Below are 19,148 nucleotides of genomic sequence, written 5' to 3' on the forward strand. Positions count from 1 at the left end.
ATGAATTTAATTCCTACAGTCATTGAACAATCATCACGAGGCGAAAGAGCTTACGATATCTACTCACGTTTATTGAAAGACCGTATCATCATGTTAAGCGGCCAAGTAACTGATGATCTTGCTAATTCGATCATCGCCCAATTGCTTTTCTTAGATGCTCAAGATTCTGAAAAAGATATCTATCTTTATATCAATTCTCCTGGTGGTTCAGTTACAGCAGGTATGGCTATCTACGACACAATGAACTTTGTCAAAGCTGATGTCCAAACAATCGTTATGGGTATGGCTGCTTCAATGGGAAGCTTCTTGCTGACAGCTGGTACAAAAGGGAAACGATTTGCTTTACCAAATGCTGAGATCATGATCCATCAACCTCTTGGCGGCGCTCAAGGTCAAGCAACTGAAATCGAAATTGCGGCACGTCATATTTTACAAACACGCGAACGCTTAAACAAAATTTTAGCTGAACGCACTGGCCAACCGCTTGAAGTGATTGAAAAAGATACAGACCGTGACAACTATATGACAGCTGAACAAGCAAAAGCATATGGATTGATTGATGAAGTCATGGAAAACAGTTCTTCATTAAATTAATCTGTTTCAAAGGAAGCTTTTTAAGCCTTCTTATCTAAACCAAATAAAAAAGGATGGCCAGCTCAAACTGACCATCCTTTTTTTATTTTTATGGATGCTACTGCCTATCTTTGCTCCTTGAATTTTCCTTGCGCATGCATCCGACCTATTTCGACATAATGCTGGATGTTTTCTTTGTTTTTTTGTATTTCTTCTTTTGTCAAAGGTCGGATCACTTTAGCTGGACGACCAAAAGCCAAGACATTAGGAGGAATAACTTTTCCTTCTGTTACTAATGATCCAGCACCAATCAAACTATTCTCACCAATAACCGCATGATTCAATATCGTGGTTCCCATCCCGATCAGCGCCCCTTTTTCGATTGTACAGCCGTGTAGCATACACTGATGTCCTACCGTCACATTCTCCGCAATATCTACAGGTGCATCATGATCGACATGGACGATTGTACCATCTTGGATATTCGTTCTTTGTCCTACTTTTATCCAATTACTGTCCCCGCGTAAAACTGCTTGATACCAGATCGTCACATCTTCTGACAATGTCACGTCACCAATCACTGTAGCATTTGATGCTATAAACCGTTCCATCTCTATTTTCTCCTTTCGTTTTTTTGTAGAAACTAATCCTATTGAACAAATGTATCATAGCATATATTTATTTTATAAGAAAAAAACAGGTAAAACCTGCTCAGTCCAGATGCCTATTTGCGCTATCTGGTAAACTGACGTTTTACCTGTTTATTGTACCTCTATATTTTCTTCTATTACTTTCTTCAAAACTAATTCGTACACTTCGATTTGTGCTGCCAAGCGTTCGATTTGAAACTCATTTTCAAAAAAATCAGCTGAATCAAATGGTTTTGTCTGACAGACGTGCGTTAAACGATCAATTTCTCTTTTGGCTTCAGTGATTTTTTCATTTAAAAACTGTTCCATCTCCGTGCCCTCACTTTTTTTGATAACCTTACTTTACCATTATCAAGAAAGGAGAACAAAAAATAAGTTTCAAACTGTTTTATCCTGCTTCCTCAGCAAATTGGCTGTTATACAGTTTTTCATAAAATCCGCCTTGTGCCAATAAACTCTCATGTGTTCCTTTTTCAATGATCTGACCTTGGTCCATCACTAGAATCAGATCTGCATCGCGTATCGTCGATAAACGGTGAGCAATGACAAAACTTGTCCGCCCCTCCATCACGCGATCCATCGCTTTTTGAATCAACGCTTCTAAACGAGTGTCTACTGAACTTGTCGCTTCATCCAAAATCAAAATTTTAGGATCTGAAACCACTGCTCGGGCAATCGTCAGTAACTGTTTTTGTCCTAAAGACACATTGTCTCCCTCAGCATTTATGGCCATCTCATATCCATCTGGCATTGTCCGGATAAAATGGTCTACGTTTGCTGTTTTTGCAGCATCTACTACTTCATAATCTGTCGCATCAAGCTTTCCAAAACGGATATTATCGGCAATCGTTCCTTGATAGAGCCATGCATCTTGTAAGACCATACCAAACAAGAAACGGACATCACTGCGGTTCATTGATTTGGTATCAATCCCGTCGATCCTGATAGCTCCTTTGTCTACGTCGTAAAAACGCATCAATAGATTGATCAAGGTCGTCTTGCCGGCACCAGTCGGACCGACGACAGCCACGGTTTGACCTGCTTTCACTTCAAAGTTCAAATCTTGGATCAATGGTTTCTTCGGATCATACGCAAAATCGACATGATCGAATGTCACATCTCCTAAAATCGTTTCTGGCAGTGAAACATCTACTTTGTTTTCTTTTTCTTCTGGCTCATCTAAAATCTCGAATACACGTTTTGTTGCCGCTGATGCACTTTGCAAAACAGAAGACAATTGTGTCACGTTCCCCATCGGCTGGCTGATTTGCCAAATATATTGGATGAACGCCTGAAGTTGACCAACAACGATTGCTCCAGTAATAACATAGAAACTTCCTAGAACAGCCATACCAATATAAGTAGCATAGGCAGTTAGTTGGACTAATGGCATCATCAACCCAGAAATGAACGCTGCGCGGAACCCAAAGTATTTCAAGCTATGATTTACTTTTTTGAATCCTTCCAATGTTTCTTTTTCGCGTCCGTATACTTTCAATACACTGAAACCTGTCATATTTTCTTGAACGTAGCCGTTTAGCTCACCAAGCGAATTCTGCATGCTTTGAAAATATTTCTGCGAAGCATTGATCACTCGTTTGGAGATCCAGATCGATGTTGGAATCATGATCATAGAGATCAGCGCCATCATCGGCTGGATATAAAACATCATTGCTGCAGCCAACGTAATTCCCAATATCGCATTTACGATACCAATAAAAGCTTGTTGTAAAGCACCGCTGACTGCATCTACATCATTCGTCACACGAGACAAAATATTTCCTTGCTGGTTTTTATCGAAATAAGAAACCGGAAGACGATTGATTTTTTCTTCTATGTCTCTTCGCAAATCATGCATGGCACTTTGAACGACATTTGTCATCAAAACACCAGAAAGCAATTGTGAAATACAATACCCTATTCCGACCACTGTGATCCAAATAAGACATTTGAATATATAAGAAAAATTGATTGATTCGCCATTGGCAATATTACGGCTGATTTCTGTAGTAGGAAGTCCTGTAACATATGGCAAAGCCACGTTGAAAGCCACTGTCAGAACTGTAAATAGGATCACTAGAAGAAAAGTCCCACGATACGGTCTGATATATCGAGCTAAACGTTTTAAGGAAGAAAAGGTTTTTTTCATGCTAGTTCCTCCTTTGATAATTGAGAAGCGGCAATATCATAATAAATCGGGCATTTTTCCAACAACTCCCGATGTGTCCCCATACCGACGACTTCTCCTTCATTTAATACGATGATCTTATCTGCATGCATGATCGTTCCCACACGTTGTGCTACGATCAATACAGTAGATTCTGTTGTTTCTTTTTTCAGACGAGCACGTAACTTCGCATCCGTTTGATAATCTAATGCAGAAAAGCTGTCATCAAAAATATAGATTTCCGGACGACGTATGATGGCTCTGGCTATTGCCAATCGTTGTTTTTGTCCGCCTGAAAAATTGGAACCACCTTCTGATAAATGTTCGTCAAATCCATCTGGTTTTCGAGAAATGAATTCTGAAGCTTGAGCAATCTCAGCTGCACGTTCCATTTCTTCTTGTGTGGCATCTTCTTTCCCGTATCTCAAATTATCTGCAATCGTTCCAGTAAATAGCAGCGCTTTTTGCGGAATAAACCCAATCTTATCTCGCAACTTGCTTAACCGATAATCTCTCACGTCCACTCCGTCAATCAAGATCTTTCCTTCACTCACATCATAAAAGCGAGGAATCAATTGAATCAACGTAGATTTTCCGCTACCGGTACTTCCAATAAAAGCAACGGTTTCTCCTGGAGAGGCTGTAAAACTGACATTTCGAATCACTGGTTCTTGCGAATGGCCTGGATAAGCAAATGTTACATTTTGAAATTCGATATACCCTTTAGTCTTCGTATCCGATATACCATTTGGATCTTCTACAATCGAAGGTTTGGCATCTAGTGCCTCTTGGATACGTCCAGCTGAAACGGCTGCTCTTGGATACATCATGAACACACTGGCAAATAACATGAATGAGAATAAGGCATGGAATATATACTCGATAAATGCAATCAAATCTCCTACTCGAAGTTCACCAGCATCGATTTGCACTGCCCCGCTCCAAATGATCAATACCATCACGATATTAAATAAGAAATAAAAACCTGGTTGTGCAACAGCCATCAAACGGAACAAGCTTTTCGAACTAGCAGCATAATTCTCATTGACTACAGCAAAGCGTTTTTCTTCAAACTTTTCATTGACGAAGGCACGAATCACACGCAATCCTGAAAGGTTTTCCCGCAAGATACTATTGATTTTATCTAAGTTTTTTTGTTGTTTTTTAGATAACGGCTCAGACACCTTAGCAATCGCTACGACCGCCAATAATAGCAAAGGCAATGCGCCTACTACATACAAGCTGAGTGTCACACTTGTACGCATGACCATGTACAAACTGACAACGAACATCATCGGCGCCATGAAACCGATACGTAAAATATTTTGCAGGAACAACATGATCTGATAAGCATCATTTGTTGTACGAGTGATCAAGGAAGATACGCCTAAATTTTCGTACTCCTGATGCGAATAGCTTTGGATCTTTTCGAACAAGTCATCTCGAATATCTGCTACGATATTGGTCGTGATCCTCGAACCAAAATAACCTAACAAGATATTCAAAATAATACCGATTACGGTAATAACGATCATAAATATCCCTTGCTGTTTCACATAATCAAAATCATCATTGCGGATTCCTACATCAATCATACGTGCTAAAATCGTAGGAAGTCCTAATTCAATCAAAATAAAACCGAATACGCATATGAAATTGAAAAACAAGAATTTCTTATAACGCATGGTATAATGCCACATTAGTTTCACTTTCTCATCTCCTTTTAATCTTTTGTTACATTTTCATTACTAAAAATGATAGCACAACGAACCTATTAATAGAACACTTCTCTCATAAAAAAGTCATTATGATTATAGTAAAATGATAAACGTTGATTTTTTCTTTCAATCTAGTTGATTTCTATACTTATTTGCTGTTTTATGCTAGAATAACAATTAATTGTTGTATATTTTTTATACAGAAGGTACGGTTGAAAAAATATCCGAACAGATGAGCAAAAACGAGGCTTGTCTCTTTGACTCGAATCCAGTATTCTAGTCAAAGCATATGAAAAACTAGGTGGCTTGTCCCCTCGTTTTGTGTTGTCTAAAAAAATCAACTAGCTAAATCACTGCTTTACGCAGATAAAGGAGACAAAACAATGATCTATAAAGTTTATTATCAAGAAACAAAAGTACGTAACCCTAAACGGGAAGAAACAAAATCTCTTTACATTGAGGCAAAAAGCGATGTAGACGCTCGCCAACGTGTGGAAGAAAATACCCCATACAATATTGAATTCGTTCAACTTCTAGAAGGAAGTCATCTAGAATACGAAAAAGAAAATGCTGATTTCTCATTAGTGGAGTTTTAATATGAAACTTTCCATCAAAAATAATGAGACCGGCGTCTTTGCTATTGGTGGATTAGGTGAAATCGGGAAAAATACGTATGGGGTACAATTCCAAGATGAAATCATTTTGATTGATGCCGGGATCAAGTTCCCGGAAGACGATCTACTTGGAATTGACTATGTCATTCCCGACTACAGCTACATCATACAAAACTTGCACAAAGTAAAAGCCCTAGTGATTACTCACGGGCACGAAGACCACATCGGCGGAATACCCTACTTGCTAAAACAAGCAAATATTCCTATTTATGCTGGTCCTCTCGCATTAGCGTTGATCACGAACAAATTAGATGAGCATGGCTTGCTTCGAGAGGCAGAGCTTCATGAAATCAATGAAGATACGATCATTCGTTTTAGAAAAACTTCTGTCAGCTTTTTCAGAACGACTCATAGTATCCCAGACGCATTAGGGATCGTGGTGAAAACACCTTCTGGTAATATCGTAGCAACTGGAGACTTCAAGTTTGATTTCACTCCCGTTGGCGAACCAGCAAACTTGCATAAAATGGCTCGTATCGGGGAAGAAGGTGTCTTGTGCCTTTTATCTGATAGTACAAATGCTGAGATTCCAACATTTACTAAATCAGAAAAAACGATTGGTCATTCTATCTTGAAGATCTTTTCAAAAATCGAAGGTCGTATTATTTTTGCCAGCTTTGCTTCTAATATCTTCCGTTTGCAGCAAGCAGCAGATGCCGCTGTGGCGACTGGTCGTAAAATCGCTGTTTTCGGACGTAGTATGGAAAATGCCATTGTTAATGGTCAACGTTTAGGATATATCAAAGTTCCAGACGGCACATTTGTAGATGCACATGAAATCAATCGCTTGCCTGCTAACGAAACGATGATCCTATGTACAGGTTCTCAAGGGGAAGCGATGGCCGCTTTGAGCCGTATTGCAAATGGTACCCACCGCCAAATCCAAATCCAGCCAGACGATACAGTGATCTTTTCAAGTTCACCTATCCCTGGTAATACAACAAGTGTCAATCATTTAATCAACTTGCTGTCTGAAGCTGGCGCAGAAGTAATCCATGGAAAAATCAATAACATCCATACTTCCGGTCACGGTGGACAAGAAGAACAAAAATTGATGCTTCGCTTGATGAAACCAAAATATTTTATCCCTGTCCATGGAGAATTCCGCATGCTGAAAGTCCATGCTTCTCTAGCACAAGATGTAGGTGTTCCTGCAGAAAACTGCTTCATCATGGAAAATGGCGATGTTTTAGCGTTAACTAGCGATTCTGCACGTCCTGCTGGGCATTTTGTGGCTGGAGATGTGTATATCGATGGTAGCGGGATCGGCGATATCGGTAATGTCGTTTTACGTGACCGTCACCTGCTTTCAGAAGAAGGTCTTGTATTAGCTGTTGCAACAGTAGATATCAAGAAAAAAGAAATCTTGGCTGGTCCAGATATTCTCTCTCGTGGATTTGTTTACATGCGAGAATCAGGAGAAATGATCAATGAAGCTCAGCGAATCTTATTCCATGCTTTAAGAGAATGTTTAAATGGACCTGACTGTTCAGAATATAAATTGAAAGAAGCGATGACTGGCGCGCTTCAGCCATTCTTATTCGAACGTACAGAAAGACATCCAATGATTTTACCGATGGTCATGACACCAGATGAAGAATAAGTAAGAGGTTGTGAAATTAGTGCCCTGACCTGAGTATAAGAGAAACCAAACGGAAAACAGGACAAGTTGTTTTTATTTGGCTGTTCTTATTGCTTGATACAGGGCAGCTTTTTCACAACCTCTTAAAATTTATTTACTTTTTCATACAAAAAATACCTGCCACAAGAGAAATTTCCTCTTGTGGCAGGTATTTTTGTTACTCGCTTTGTTCTCTCGTAAAAATTGATGCCTACCATCAATTTGATTTACAGATAAAATTAAGCTTTTACAACGTTTGCAGCTTGTGGGCCACGGTCTGATTCTTCAACGTCGAAAGTCACTGCTTGACCTTCTTCTAATGTTTTGAATCCGTCACCTTGGATAGCAGAGAAGTGAACGAATACGTCGCTTCCATCTTCACGTGAGATAAATCCAAATCCTTTTTCAGCGTTGAACCATTTTACTGTTCCGTTTTCCATAATAATATCCTCCTCGTGCCAAAAGCACTTATTTAAATTGTAACATTGCTCGTGTACGATAGAGGTGCAACAGATGTTTCAACTTCTATTCCCAAACAAAATTACAATATAATTGTACACTTGCTTCATTTTTTTTGCAAGAAAGCAACTTACTTCTCTTCCATTAATCCTTCTTCTCTCAAACTAAAATATCGTTTACGTCCGATGATCAAATGATCCAGTACAGTGATGCCCATCATTTCTCCGCACTTTTGTATCCTTTTAGTAAAATTCATATCTTGTTGTGATGGAATAACATTACCAGAAGGATGATTATGTGCTAAAACGATTCTTGCCGCGCAGTAACGTACGGCATAATGGAATATTTCTCTAGGATGAGCGACTGACTGATTCAGCGAACCGATGAACACTGTCTTTTTTAAAATCACTTGATTCTTCGTGTCCAAATAAATACAAATCAAATGTTCCTGTTTGTGATCTTTCATTTCCAGAATCAATTGTTGTGCCAGTTCATAGCTAGTACGAATGGCCGGAGCTGCTCTTTCTTGGTCCGTCTGAATGCGGCGGCCTAACTCGATCAAGGCTTTGATTTCGATTGCTTTCACACGTCCTATCCCTCGAATCTCTTCTAACTCATGCAAAGTCGCCTGTCGTAAAGAAGCCAATCCACCAAACGTTTTTAACAGATTGCCAGCAATCGACATCACACTATGAGGGTGCTGACCAGTACGCAGTAAAATTGCTAAAAGCTCCTGATCCGATAAAGCTTCAGCTCCATAAATTTCCATACGTTCCCTTGGTAAAGAGCTAGTTGGTACTTCTTTGATCAATCGTTTTTCCAAAAAAACATCTCCTTTCTATCTTTTCTAAAATAAGATACGAAAAGAGATGGATTTTTATTTTATCAATGCAGGGATTTCATGCAAAGAAGAAACGACCCCAGCCGTTTTTTTGATCAATTCTTGGGAAGGCGGAAGCAAATCTGGCACCATGACTACAGGGATCTCAGCTGCAGAAGCTGCTAAAATACCATTTTGTGAATCTTCTAAAATCAATGTTTCTTTCTTAGCTGTACCTAATTTCTGATTGGCTAATAAAAAAATTTCCGGATCTGGTTTTGCTCGTTGAACATTCTCTGCGGAAACAATCGTCTCAAATCGTTCAAACAGATTGTTCTTCTTCAATAAAAGTTCAATGACAGCTCGTTGGTTACTGGAAGCGACAACTTTGGGAATCTGATGTTCTTCTAAAAAAGAGAGGAGTTCCAACACTCCTGGCTTCATTTGTACAGCTCCTTGTGAAAAGCGCTCAAGCGTTTCCTGGTATGAATCATCTATGAATCTTTGTACGCTTGTTTTGCCGAATTCCGCAAAAATCATATGATAATTCGCCCACACTTCTTCATCGGAAACACCTAAGAATTTTAAATACAGGTCTTTATCATAAGGAAAACCCATCCTATCTGCTACTACTTGGGAAGCCTCGTAATATACTAACTCTGTGTCAAACAATAAACCATCCATATCAAAAATCACTGCATTATACTTCATGGTCTCCTCCTAATTGTATTAATAAATGACGAACTTCTGAAATGAAATAAAGCGAACCGGTCACAACTAATACATCTTCATTTGTCATCTTTTCCAATATATCTGCTAATCCGAATTGCCACAATGAAACGATTGATACTCTCTCACTTGCTAAATCTGATACTTCACTTAATTCGATGGCTTTTGGATGTTCAAAGGTCGTCAAATAAATATGGACATTTGGTACTTGCTGCAATCGTTCTAGCATTTCTCTAACATTTTTAGTTCGTAAGGCGGAAAACAAAATGTTGATTTGATATCCTTTGAATTCTTTTTTCAAATTCTCAACAAGCCGGTTCATTGCATGCGTATTATGGGCACCATCTAAAACAACTAATGGCTCGTTACTCAAACGCTCCATTCTTCCTGGCCATCGAGATTTCTTCAACCCCTTCAAAACATCTTTTTCTCGGAAAGGCAGCTTTTCCAATTGACAGTAAACAAAATACAATTCGATGGCTACTCCTGCATTTTCAGCTTGATGTTGCCCTAAAAGCGGCGTGGTTAGTTGAGGGATTTTCCCTGCTTCATTAAAGAATTCAAATACTTCTCCCCAAGTCTCATCAGGATGCAGATAGTTTATTTTATAATTTTCCCCGTATACATAAAGCATCGCATTTTTTTCTTTAGCTGTTTGTTTGATGACATTAAAAGCTTCTGAGCCGATGTTTCCTGTGACAACAGGAACGCCTTGTTTGATGATTCCTGCTTTTTGCGCAGCGATTTCTTCAATCGTCTCTCCAAGTATCTCGGTATGATCAAGCCCAATCGTTGTTATTCCAGTTAGCATCGGTACAGCTACATTGGTAGAATCCAATAAGCCACCTAAGCCAACTTCAATAATCGCTACGTCTACTTTCTTCATCAAAAAATAATCAAATGCCATTGCTGTTAATGTCTCAAATTCAGTGATACCAGCTACTGCTTCAAATTGATCAAGTTGTTTGATCAGCGGCTGATATTTTTTTACAAGCTGGATCAAGTCATTGTCTGGGATACTTTTTCCATTGATTGCAATCCGTTCATTGAACGTTTCGATATAAGGTGAAGTAAACGTTCCAACTATCAGACCAGCTTCTTCTAATAGGCTTCTCAAATAGGCTACAGTAGACCCTTTTCCGTTTGTTCCAGCGATATGGATCGTTTTTACTTTCCTCTCCGGATGACCTACCACTTCTAATAAAGCTTCGACTCGGTCAAGACCAGGACGTGAACCAAATGGTAATCGACTATGGATCCATTCTATTGCTTCTTCAATCGTCATCAACAATTCCCCCATTTCTCTTTTATTATAACAAATAGAAGACATAAGAAAAATAAAAGGACGATAGAGAGAAAAATCTGCTCCAGATACATGATAAATCGCTCTTTTTTCTAAGTAATCAGAGTAGACTAAAAAAGAGGATGCGACAATAATCATGTCACATCCCCTTATTCGGAATAAGTGGTGTTCCCCGCTTTTATTGAATAGTACGCAAACTTTCGATTCGTTCTTTGACAGCCGTTTGCTTCTCTAAATAATCTTTTTCTTTTGCACGTTCTGCCTCTACTACTTCTTCCGGCGCATTAGAAACAAACCGTTCATTAGAAAGTTTTCCTTGGACACGTTTCACTTCGCTTGTCCATTTTTCCAGTTCTTTTTCTAATCGTTTGATTTCCTCTTCGATATTGATCAATCCTGCTAACGGCAAGAAGATTTCTGCACCTGTCAGAACAGCTGACATCGCTAGATCTGGTGCAGTGATCTCACTTGATATCGTCAACTCTTCTGGATTACAGAAGCGTTCGATGTAGCTTGTATTTTCAACTAAAAATTGATCGATTTTAGCATCGTTTGTTTTGATTAATAACGTAATTGGTTTAGACAATGGTGTATTCACTTCTGAACGAATGTTTCGAACTGCTCGAATCAATTCCTTCAATACTTCCATTCCTTTAGAAGCAGTTTCATCGTCAAACTCTGGACGTACCACAGGATATTCTGCTACTACTAGAGAATTTCCTTGATGAGGAATATGTTCCCATATTTCTTCTGTGACAAATGGCATGATTGGATGCAACAAACGCAAAATCTGATCCAAGGTATGGACTAGGATACTACGTGTTGTTTGTTTTGAAACAGCATCATCTCCATAAAGTACTTCTTTGCTCATTTCGATATACCAGTCACAAAAATCATCCCAGATAAAGTTATACAGTTGTCTACCGGCTTCACCAAATTCAAAACGATCAAATAATTCAGTTACACGTGCGATCGTTTCATTCAAACGAGTAAGGATCCATCGGTCAGCCACTGATTTTTCTCCAGATAAATCGATCTCTTCTACGGTCATACCTTCGATATTCATGATAACGAAACGTGAAGCATTCCAGATTTTATTGATAAAGTTCCATGAAGCATCCATTTTTTCATAGCTGAAGCGAACATCTTGCCCTGGTGCAGAACCATTCGATAAGAACCAACGGAGAGCATCTGCTCCATACTTTTCGATTACTTCCATCGGATCGATCCCATTACCTAATGATTTACTCATCTTCCGCCCTTGTTCGTCACGAATCAATCCATGAATCAAGACATTCTCAAATGGTCGTTCGCCAGTAAATTCCAAACTTTGGAAGATCATTCGGCTTACCCAGAAGAAAATGATGTCATAACCAGTTACTAAAGTGCTAGTAGGGAAGTACCGCTTATAATCTTCGCTTTCCGTATCTGGCCAGCCCATCGTTGAAAAAGGCCACAATGCTGAACTAAACCAAGTGTCTAAAACATCCGGATCTTGGACCCAGTTTTCACTATCAGCTGGTGCTTCCATCCCTACATACATTTCGCCTGTTTCTTTGTGATACCATGCAGGGATTTGATGTCCCCACCATAATTGTCGTGAAATTACCCAGTCATGGACATTTTCCATCCAACGTAAAAATGTTTGATTGAATCTTGGAGGGAAGAATTCCACTGCTTGATCTGTTTCTTGGTTATCAATGGCTTTTTTTGCTAACGGCGCCATTTTTACAAACCATTGAGTAGACAATCGAGGTTCGACAACGACACCTGTCCGCTCGGAATGTCCCACACTATGGACCATCGTATCGATTTTGATCAATCGGCCGATTTCTTTTAGATCTTGCACGATTGCTTTACGAGCAGCGAAACGATCCATTCCAGCATATTTTCCTGCTAGTTCATTCATCGTGCCATCATCATCCATCACATTGACTCGTGGGAGATCATGACGATTACCTACCTCAAAGTCGTTTGGATCATGTGCTGGAGTGATTTTTACTACGCCTGTCCCAAACTCCATATCTACATATTCATCTGCAATGATTGGGATTTCTTTATTGACTAAAGGTAGAATCACTTTTTTGCCGATCAGCGCTTGATAACGCTCGTCTTCTGGGTGAACAGCAATCGCCGTATCTCCCAACATCGTTTCTGGCCGGGTCGTCGCAATTTCTACTACGCCTGATCCATCTGCCAGTTCATAGCTCATATGGTAAAAGGCGCCTTCGATGTCTTTATGAATAACTTCGATATCAGATAGAGCTGTTCGTGCTTGAGGGTCCCAATTGATGATGTATTCACCGCGATAGATCAACCCTTTTTCATATAAGGTAACAAAAACTTTACGTACTGCTTCAGATAATCCGTCATCTAATGTAAAACGTTCTCTGCTGTAATCTAAAGATAAGCCCATTTTAGCCCACTGTTCACGGATATGGTTTGCATACTCTTCTTTCCATTCCCACACTTGATCGATGAACTTTTCACGACCTAGATCATAGCGAGAAATTCCTTGCTCTCTGAGCTTTGCTTCTACCTTTGCTTGTGTCGCGATTCCTGCATGGTCCATACCAGGCAACCATAAAGTATCATATCCTTGCATTCTCTTTTGACGAATCAGCATATCTTGCAAGGTCGTATCCCAAGCATGCCCTAAATGAAGTTTTCCGGTAACATTTGGGGGTGGGATCACGATTGAATAAGGTTTTGCTTTTTTATCTCCGCTCGGTTTAAACAAATCTTGTTCTAACCAATGCTGATAACGTCCAGCTTCAACTTCTTGCGGGTTATATTTTGTTGATAGGTTATTTTCTTCCGTCATGCTGTTTTCCTCCTTTAAACTAAAAAACGTCCTAAAATACTTTCGTATTTTAGGACGTATGATTTACGCGGTACCACCTAAATTGCAATAATCAATCATTATTGCCTCTCAAGTGAGTTAACGATCACGACTCGTCTATCTCTACTCCATTCAAGACAGAAACTCCCAAGCTACCTTCACTGGTTGTCATTGAGAACCTTTCAGCAGATAGTTCTCTCTCTAAGAATGAATGTGCCAGTTACTCCTCTTGTTCAGCGTTATGCTTCATTCTACAATGGTTTTTTTTTTTAGTCAACAAGTGGTCGTGAAAAAACCACTTCATTTAGTATTAAAAAATTTTTGAAAGAATGACGACGGATCCTCGCAAGAACAATAAGCCTACTCAAATTTTCCTAAGAAAAAACTTCTGAGTAATTCTCATCAAAGTAAATAAGCGTCTGTAACTCGGTTGTCAAATCAATGTATTGAACATTGACATAAGCTGGGACAGTTACTCGGTCAGGTGCAAAATTAAGTATAGCGGTTACATTTCCTTTGACAATTTCATCAATAGCAGATTGTGAATATTTGCTTGGTACCGTAGAGATTGCTACTGTTACATTTTTTGCTTTGGCTATCTCCGCGAAACGATCAATCGGATAGATCATTTCTCCATCAATGACTCGATTGATCAGTGCTGGATCATTATCAAAGACGCACACGATATTTAGATTTTCATTTCTTCTAAAATTGTTGTGTTTCAATGCTTTGCCAAGATTTCCGTATCCGACTAATGCGATTCGTTTTTCTTCTTTAGTATTAAGGATATTATTGAATACATCGATAAGGAAAGGGACATCATAGCCATATCCGCTTCTGCCTAGCTCGCCTAATTGCGAGAAGTCTCTGCGGATCGTTGCAGAAGGAATTTGGGTGATTTCGCTGAACTCATTTGATTTGATTCTACTTATGCCTGAGTCATCCAGCATCTTTAAGTAGCGTAAATATAAAGGTAACCTTTTCGCAGTTGCTTTTGGCAGTGTATCTGTTTTTTCTCGCATAACGACGCTCCTTGTTAATAATTTCACATATTTAGTGTAACATGTTTCTAACCCAGGAGCAAGGTTACAGGTAGGAAGGAAAAGGGTGTGAGACAAATAAAACGACCCAAAAATTAACTATTTGGGTCGCTATTTCATAGAAAATTCTCTTTTTTATCATTTATCAGCTAATCTTCGACATTAGTTCAAAACACTGATTTCACAACCTCTTATAGCAATTCTGAAAATTCTTCAGTTTTTTCATTAGAAGATTCTGCTTGTATCTCTTCCAGCTTCAAGCCAGCTAGTGCTCGTTGGATCATTTCATCTATTGCTAAACGCTCTTCATATTGATGGACCTTTTCCAGTTGTGGGCGTGTTTTTGGCTGTGGAGGAGCAAAAATCGTACAGCAGTCTTCAAAAGGCTGGATAGAAAGATTAAATGTATCGATCTGTTCTGCTACTTCAATGATTTCAAGTTTATCCATTGTCGCTACAGGCCGAATGATTGGCGTATTCGTTACTTCATTGATAGCCACCATACTTTGCAAGGTTTGTGAAGCCACTTGACCTAATGATTCGCCATTCAAAATAACTAGACCATGACGAATACGGCGAATTTCATCGGTCAACCGCAACATCATTCGACGAGTGATCGTCATCCAATATCCTTGTGGCACTGATTTTTTGATTTCTTCTTGAATCTCGGTAAATGGCACTTCAATAAAATGGATTGTTCCTACATAAGGCGCTAGTTTCGCTGTTAAGTCTTTTGCTTTTTGCAGTGCTTGTTCACTTGTATACGGCGGACTAGCAAAATGAACAGCTTCGATTTCCACTCCCCGCTTCATTGCAAAATATCCTGCTACAGGAGAATCAATCCCGCCAGAAAGCATAAGCATTCCCTTTCCGCTTGTTCCTACAGGCAACCCGCCAGCTCCTTTGATCGTTTCATACGACAGATAAGCACCGTCACGACGAATCTCTACACGTAATGGAATATCGGGCTGACGCATTTGAACTTGGATATGAGGGAAAATATCAAAAACAGCATTGCCTAATGTTTGATTCAATTCATTACTTGTCAATTCAAATTGGTGATCGCTTCTTTTAGCGATAATTTTAAATGTTTCTTTCCCTGTATAAATTTCTTTCATGATGTCTTGAACAGCTTGTTTCAAAACTTCGACATCTTTTTCTACGCGAATACTCGGAGAAAAATTTTGGATCCCAAATATTTTTGCTAGTTTTGGAATAACTAGCTGACTGTCTGCACCATTCAACAAAAGATGCATCCGGTCGCGATCAGCATGGATTTTGATTTCTGGAAATTCTTTCAAAGCTTGTCTGACATTTTGTGCTAGTTGCATGATAAAGCTTTTTCGATTCTTTCCTTTTGTCGAAAGCTCTCCATAACGGACCATAATTTCACTGTATTTCACAAGAACACTCCTCTTTTAATTGATTGCAGAAAATTTCTTATAAAGCTGCTTGAAAATAATCATAAATTGTTCCACTTCTGCTAATGAATTATTTTCATCTAGGCTGATTCGAATAGCAGATGTAGCCAAATCATTTGGTACATGCATCGCGTGCAATGTACTGCTTGCCATATGTTTACGCGAGGAGCAGGCACTAGTAGTAGAAACAAATATTTGTTTTTCCTCTAAAGCATGGACGAGAACTTCACCACGAATTCCTTTTAGAGCAAAACATAAAATATGCGGCGCATAGTCGGTTCCTTCTGAAAAGATCGTCACTTTATCATACGACTTCAACGCATTGATCAAAGCTTCTTTTAAGCGTTGTGTCTGCTCAGGTTTTTGTTTCTTTATCTCTAATGATAAACGTAAAGCTTTAGCCATAGCCACAATACCTGGAACATTTTCTGTCCCACTTCGTTGATTTCTTTCCTGTCCTCCACCTGTCAGTAATGGTGCTAAACGACGACCCTTTTTCCAATAAATGAAACCCGTTCCCCGTGGACCATGGAATTTATGGGCTGAAAATGTTGCAAAATCCACTCTCCCTGTCAACCATTGCGAGAATGGTACTTTTCCGATTGCCTGAACAGCGTCTACATGGAAATGAATTTTAGGGAAATCATCCAAAAGATCACTGATTTCTTGGATGGGCTGAATCGATCCTACTTCATTATTCACAGCCATAACAGAGACCAAAACTGTCTCTTTTCTTATTAATTTTTTCAATTCGTCAACACGTACAAATCCGCGTTTATCTACTGGGGCGATACTTACTTCGATTCCTAATTCTTTTAATTGTTCGGCCGTCTCACTGACTGCCGGATGTTCGATTCCTGAAATGATCATATGATTCCCATACTCTCTTTTTTCAATCATCGTTCCTTTTAATACCCAGTTATCTCCTTCTGTTCCTCCTGAAGTAAAAAAGATTTCTTCTGGTTCTGCATGGATCAAATCAGCGATCTGCTTTCTTGCTTGCTGCAACAACCGATTAGCTTGATTGCCCAAATCATGAAGACTTGATGGATTCCCAATAATCCGCTGACTGGTTTTTACATATGCATCTAAGCTTTGCGGAAAGATTGGGGTCGTTGCACTGTTATCAAAATATATCATAAGAAACCCCTCTTTTTTGAAATTCTTTTCTATTATAACGGTTGTCCAAGGTGCTTTCAAGAGCAGGTGGAATTTTCACTTGTTTCGTCCTTCGGATAGACATAAAAAAAGACAAGAACAAGACGGATGATTGTCTTGTTCTTGCATGATTACTGCTTTTTTGCTTTATACTAAGTCTGGATGATTAAAATAAAAATCTTCGATGCGTTTGAAAGCACCTGGTTCTACTCTCTCTAATGCTGTACCAATTTCGTCTAATGCTTCTTGATAATGATATTCTTTATTGAATAAATAGTAACTTTTATCAATCGCTTCTCGCACTTCTTCGTGTGTATGACGATAACGGTTTGCATATTGGAGCATTTGTTCCGTTAGTGCTGCTGCATCTACTAGATCATGTGTCTTCTTATCTAATAATTCTAGATCTTCTTCGCATAGAGCAACTAAACGATTGACTTCCTCCATGTTTACTCGAATTTTATTCAAGACAACACTTAGTTCTTCAATACGATCAGTAGCAACAAAAAAGAATTCTAGGTAATCATTCGGCAAGCCAGGCAAACGTTGTTTCTCTACAAAACGTTTCAAACTACGCAATTTAAATTCGAATGTATCGATCTTTTCTTGCGCTTCTTTTTCGCCTTTTCTCAATTCATGTAATGAGTCGTCGATCTCTACTTGTTGCGTTTCGATATCTTCTAAGACCTTGAAGACTGTTTTATAGAACGTACGCACTTCTGAATAAGGGATTTCGTGTTGGCGGATCTGCGGAATCATCTGTTCATTTTGACGTTCCATTTCTTCCACTTCAGTTTGGAAACCTCGTACACGACCAATTTCATTGTGATTCAATGTATAGCTTTGAGCGGTGTGATCCAACTCAATCAATAATTGACGGTTATTCTTCGTTGTATGTTTGATATACTCTGCAATCGTTGATTGGTTAGTTTTTACATATCTCTGAGCTTCCATTTCCCGTTCTAAGATGTCATATAGCGAATCAATCAAATCAGCTGTTTCTCGGTTTTCGAATTCGACCGTTTCAACTTCTGTTTTTTCAAGATTGGCTAATGAATTTTCAATTCTTCGACTTACTTTTGCGATATCTTCAGCAAGATCTTCTTCAGGGAATACATATTGTTCTTCCATTAATTTCTCATAAGTATCACTGATTTCTTCAAGTTGTTCAGGGAAAGTCGTATGGAGATCTTCATACAGTGGTGGAATTTTTTTCATCAGAGCTTCCACTTCATACGTATGTTTTTCTGCTTTATCTAAAACCTCACGGGCCTCTACAGGATCGCCGGAAGTATTTAAAGTCACGAATTGCGTAAATTCTTTTTCGATCATCTTGATCTGTTTTTGCAATTCAAAAAGAGCTGGTCCATATTCATGCTCGTCTTCTCTGACTTTTTCTTTCAGTTCTTCATAGACATCAAGCGCCTGCTGGACAGCTAATGAGTTGCGTTCTTCCGTTTCTCGCAATTCCTTCAGACCTTCACGGATTTCCGTTACTTGTTTCTCCATTTGGTCCATTGTTGCTTCTGCTTCAACAACTGCTTTTTTTCCTTTTAAGAACCGAAAACTTTCATTGAGGTTTTCCACTTCAAAAATTTGACTTTCTAATTCAGCGAATGAGGAAGTAGATATGTCATTCCACTTTTGACTCCATTCACGAAAGGTATTTTGGCTTTGCCCAACCAGATGCATTTTTTTAACATCATCGACTTCTTCAATCACTGGCAAGTCAAATAATTCTTCCTTGCGTTTTTCTAAGGCATCCAATCGATCTTGGTTTTTTTTCTTCATCAAGTAACTAACCAAAAAGACGACAATGGCGACTATAATGATTGCAATGACGATTCCGATGATAACATTATTTCCCATTTATGGTTCCTCCGTTTTCAGTATGCATCTTTTTATGCAACAGATGGCGTTCTGCTTGGCATAAATCCAAATAATACGTCTCTCGTGCAAAAGACATCTATTTT

At 39.0% G+C, this 19,148-nt stretch carries 16 protein-coding genes and 1 other annotated feature; of the genes, 3 read left to right on the top strand and 13 right to left on the bottom strand.

Annotated features, from left to right (window positions below):
- Positions 1–594 (top strand): ATP-dependent Clp endopeptidase proteolytic subunit ClpP, encoded by a 594-nt coding sequence (gene clpP, locus IGJ53_RS10765; protein ID WP_002289402.1) that lies wholly within the window; start codon positions 1–3, stop codon positions 592–594.
- Between the two features lie 104 nt (positions 595–698).
- Here clpP and IGJ53_RS10770 read toward each other — a convergent pair whose 3' ends face one another.
- From IGJ53_RS10770 to efrA, 4 genes are all read right to left on the bottom strand, one after another.
- Positions 699–1,184: a gamma carbonic anhydrase family protein gene (locus tag IGJ53_RS10770; RefSeq protein ID WP_002310223.1), complete on the bottom strand. Its 486-nt coding sequence runs from the start codon at positions 1,182–1,184 to the stop codon at positions 699–701.
- A 150-nt stretch (positions 1,185–1,334) separates the two neighbouring features.
- Positions 1,335–1,532: a hypothetical protein gene (locus IGJ53_RS10775; RefSeq protein WP_002372808.1), complete on the bottom strand. Its 198-nt coding sequence runs from the start codon at positions 1,530–1,532 to the stop codon at positions 1,335–1,337.
- A 79-nt stretch (positions 1,533–1,611) separates the two neighbouring features.
- Positions 1,612–3,372, bottom strand: coding sequence for a multidrug efflux ABC transporter subunit EfrB (gene efrB / locus IGJ53_RS10780; protein WP_438750208.1), 1,761 nt, complete (start codon positions 3,370–3,372; stop codon positions 1,612–1,614).
- Positions 3,369–5,099, bottom strand: a complete 1,731-nt coding sequence (gene efrA / locus IGJ53_RS10785) for a multidrug efflux ABC transporter subunit EfrA (RefSeq protein ID WP_010733332.1) — start codon at positions 5,097–5,099, stop codon at positions 3,369–3,371. Before efrA ends, efrB begins: the two co-directional genes overlap by 4 nt.
- 392 nt (positions 5,100–5,491) lie before the next feature.
- Here efrA and IGJ53_RS10790 point away from each other — a divergent pair, with 392 nt between their 5' ends.
- Both IGJ53_RS10790 and rnjA read left to right on the top strand, forming a co-directional pair.
- Positions 5,492–5,704: a DNA-directed RNA polymerase subunit epsilon gene (locus IGJ53_RS10790; RefSeq protein ID WP_002287947.1), complete on the top strand. Its 213-nt coding sequence runs from the start codon at positions 5,492–5,494 to the stop codon at positions 5,702–5,704.
- A 1-nt stretch (position 5,705) separates the two neighbouring features.
- Entirely contained in the window at positions 5,706–7,385 is a 1,680-nt protein-coding gene (gene rnjA / locus IGJ53_RS10795; RefSeq protein ID WP_002310218.1) for a ribonuclease J1, read from the top strand.
- A gap of 257 nt (positions 7,386–7,642) precedes the next feature.
- On the opposite strand, the gene IGJ53_RS10800 is transcribed toward rnjA, so the two are convergent.
- From IGJ53_RS10800 to IGJ53_RS10840, 9 genes are all read right to left on the bottom strand, one after another.
- Entirely contained in the window at positions 7,643–7,843 is a 201-nt protein-coding gene (locus IGJ53_RS10800) for a cold-shock protein (RefSeq protein WP_002294067.1), read from the bottom strand.
- A gap of 149 nt (positions 7,844–7,992) precedes the next feature.
- Entirely contained in the window at positions 7,993–8,685 is a 693-nt protein-coding gene (radC, locus tag IGJ53_RS10805; RefSeq protein ID WP_010733331.1) for a RadC family protein, read from the bottom strand.
- Positions 8,686–8,739: 54 nt separating this feature from the next.
- On the bottom strand, positions 8,740–9,393 hold the full coding sequence (locus IGJ53_RS10810; RefSeq protein ID WP_002372812.1) for an HAD family hydrolase: 654 nt from the start codon (positions 9,391–9,393) through the stop codon (positions 8,740–8,742).
- A complete protein-coding gene (locus IGJ53_RS10815; protein WP_042957049.1) occupies positions 9,383–10,696 on the bottom strand; it encodes a bifunctional folylpolyglutamate synthase/dihydrofolate synthase in 1,314 nt (437 codons plus the stop codon). The genes IGJ53_RS10810 and IGJ53_RS10815 overlap by 11 nt, the downstream gene beginning before the upstream one ends.
- A 196-nt stretch (positions 10,697–10,892) precedes the next feature.
- A complete protein-coding gene (locus tag IGJ53_RS10820) occupies positions 10,893–13,538 on the bottom strand; it encodes a valine--tRNA ligase (RefSeq protein WP_010733329.1) in 2,646 nt (881 codons plus the stop codon).
- A 47-nt stretch (positions 13,539–13,585) separates the two neighbouring features.
- Positions 13,586–13,802, bottom strand: a binding site (T-box leader).
- Between the two features lie 128 nt (positions 13,803–13,930).
- Positions 13,931–14,578: a redox-sensing transcriptional repressor Rex gene (locus tag IGJ53_RS10825; protein WP_002287954.1), complete on the bottom strand. Its 648-nt coding sequence runs from the start codon at positions 14,576–14,578 to the stop codon at positions 13,931–13,933.
- Between the two features lie 209 nt (positions 14,579–14,787).
- On the bottom strand, positions 14,788–15,999 hold the full coding sequence (gene thiI / locus IGJ53_RS10830; protein ID WP_010733328.1) for a tRNA uracil 4-sulfurtransferase ThiI: 1,212 nt from the start codon (positions 15,997–15,999) through the stop codon (positions 14,788–14,790).
- A 15-nt stretch (positions 16,000–16,014) separates the two neighbouring features.
- Positions 16,015–17,157 carry a cysteine desulfurase family protein gene (locus tag IGJ53_RS10835; protein WP_010733327.1) on the bottom strand — a complete coding sequence of 381 codons (1,143 nt, stop codon included), beginning with the start codon at positions 17,155–17,157 and terminating at the stop codon, positions 16,015–16,017.
- Between the two features lie 165 nt (positions 17,158–17,322).
- Positions 17,323–19,044, bottom strand: coding sequence for a septation ring formation regulator EzrA (locus tag IGJ53_RS10840; protein ID WP_002310211.1), 1,722 nt, complete (start codon positions 19,042–19,044; stop codon positions 17,323–17,325).
- Between the last annotated feature and the right edge of the window lie 104 nt (positions 19,045–19,148).

It is taken from the genome of Enterococcus sp. DIV1283b (assembly GCF_051710965.1).
GTDB lineage: Bacteria > Bacillota > Bacilli > Lactobacillales > Enterococcaceae > Enterococcus_B > Enterococcus_B lactis.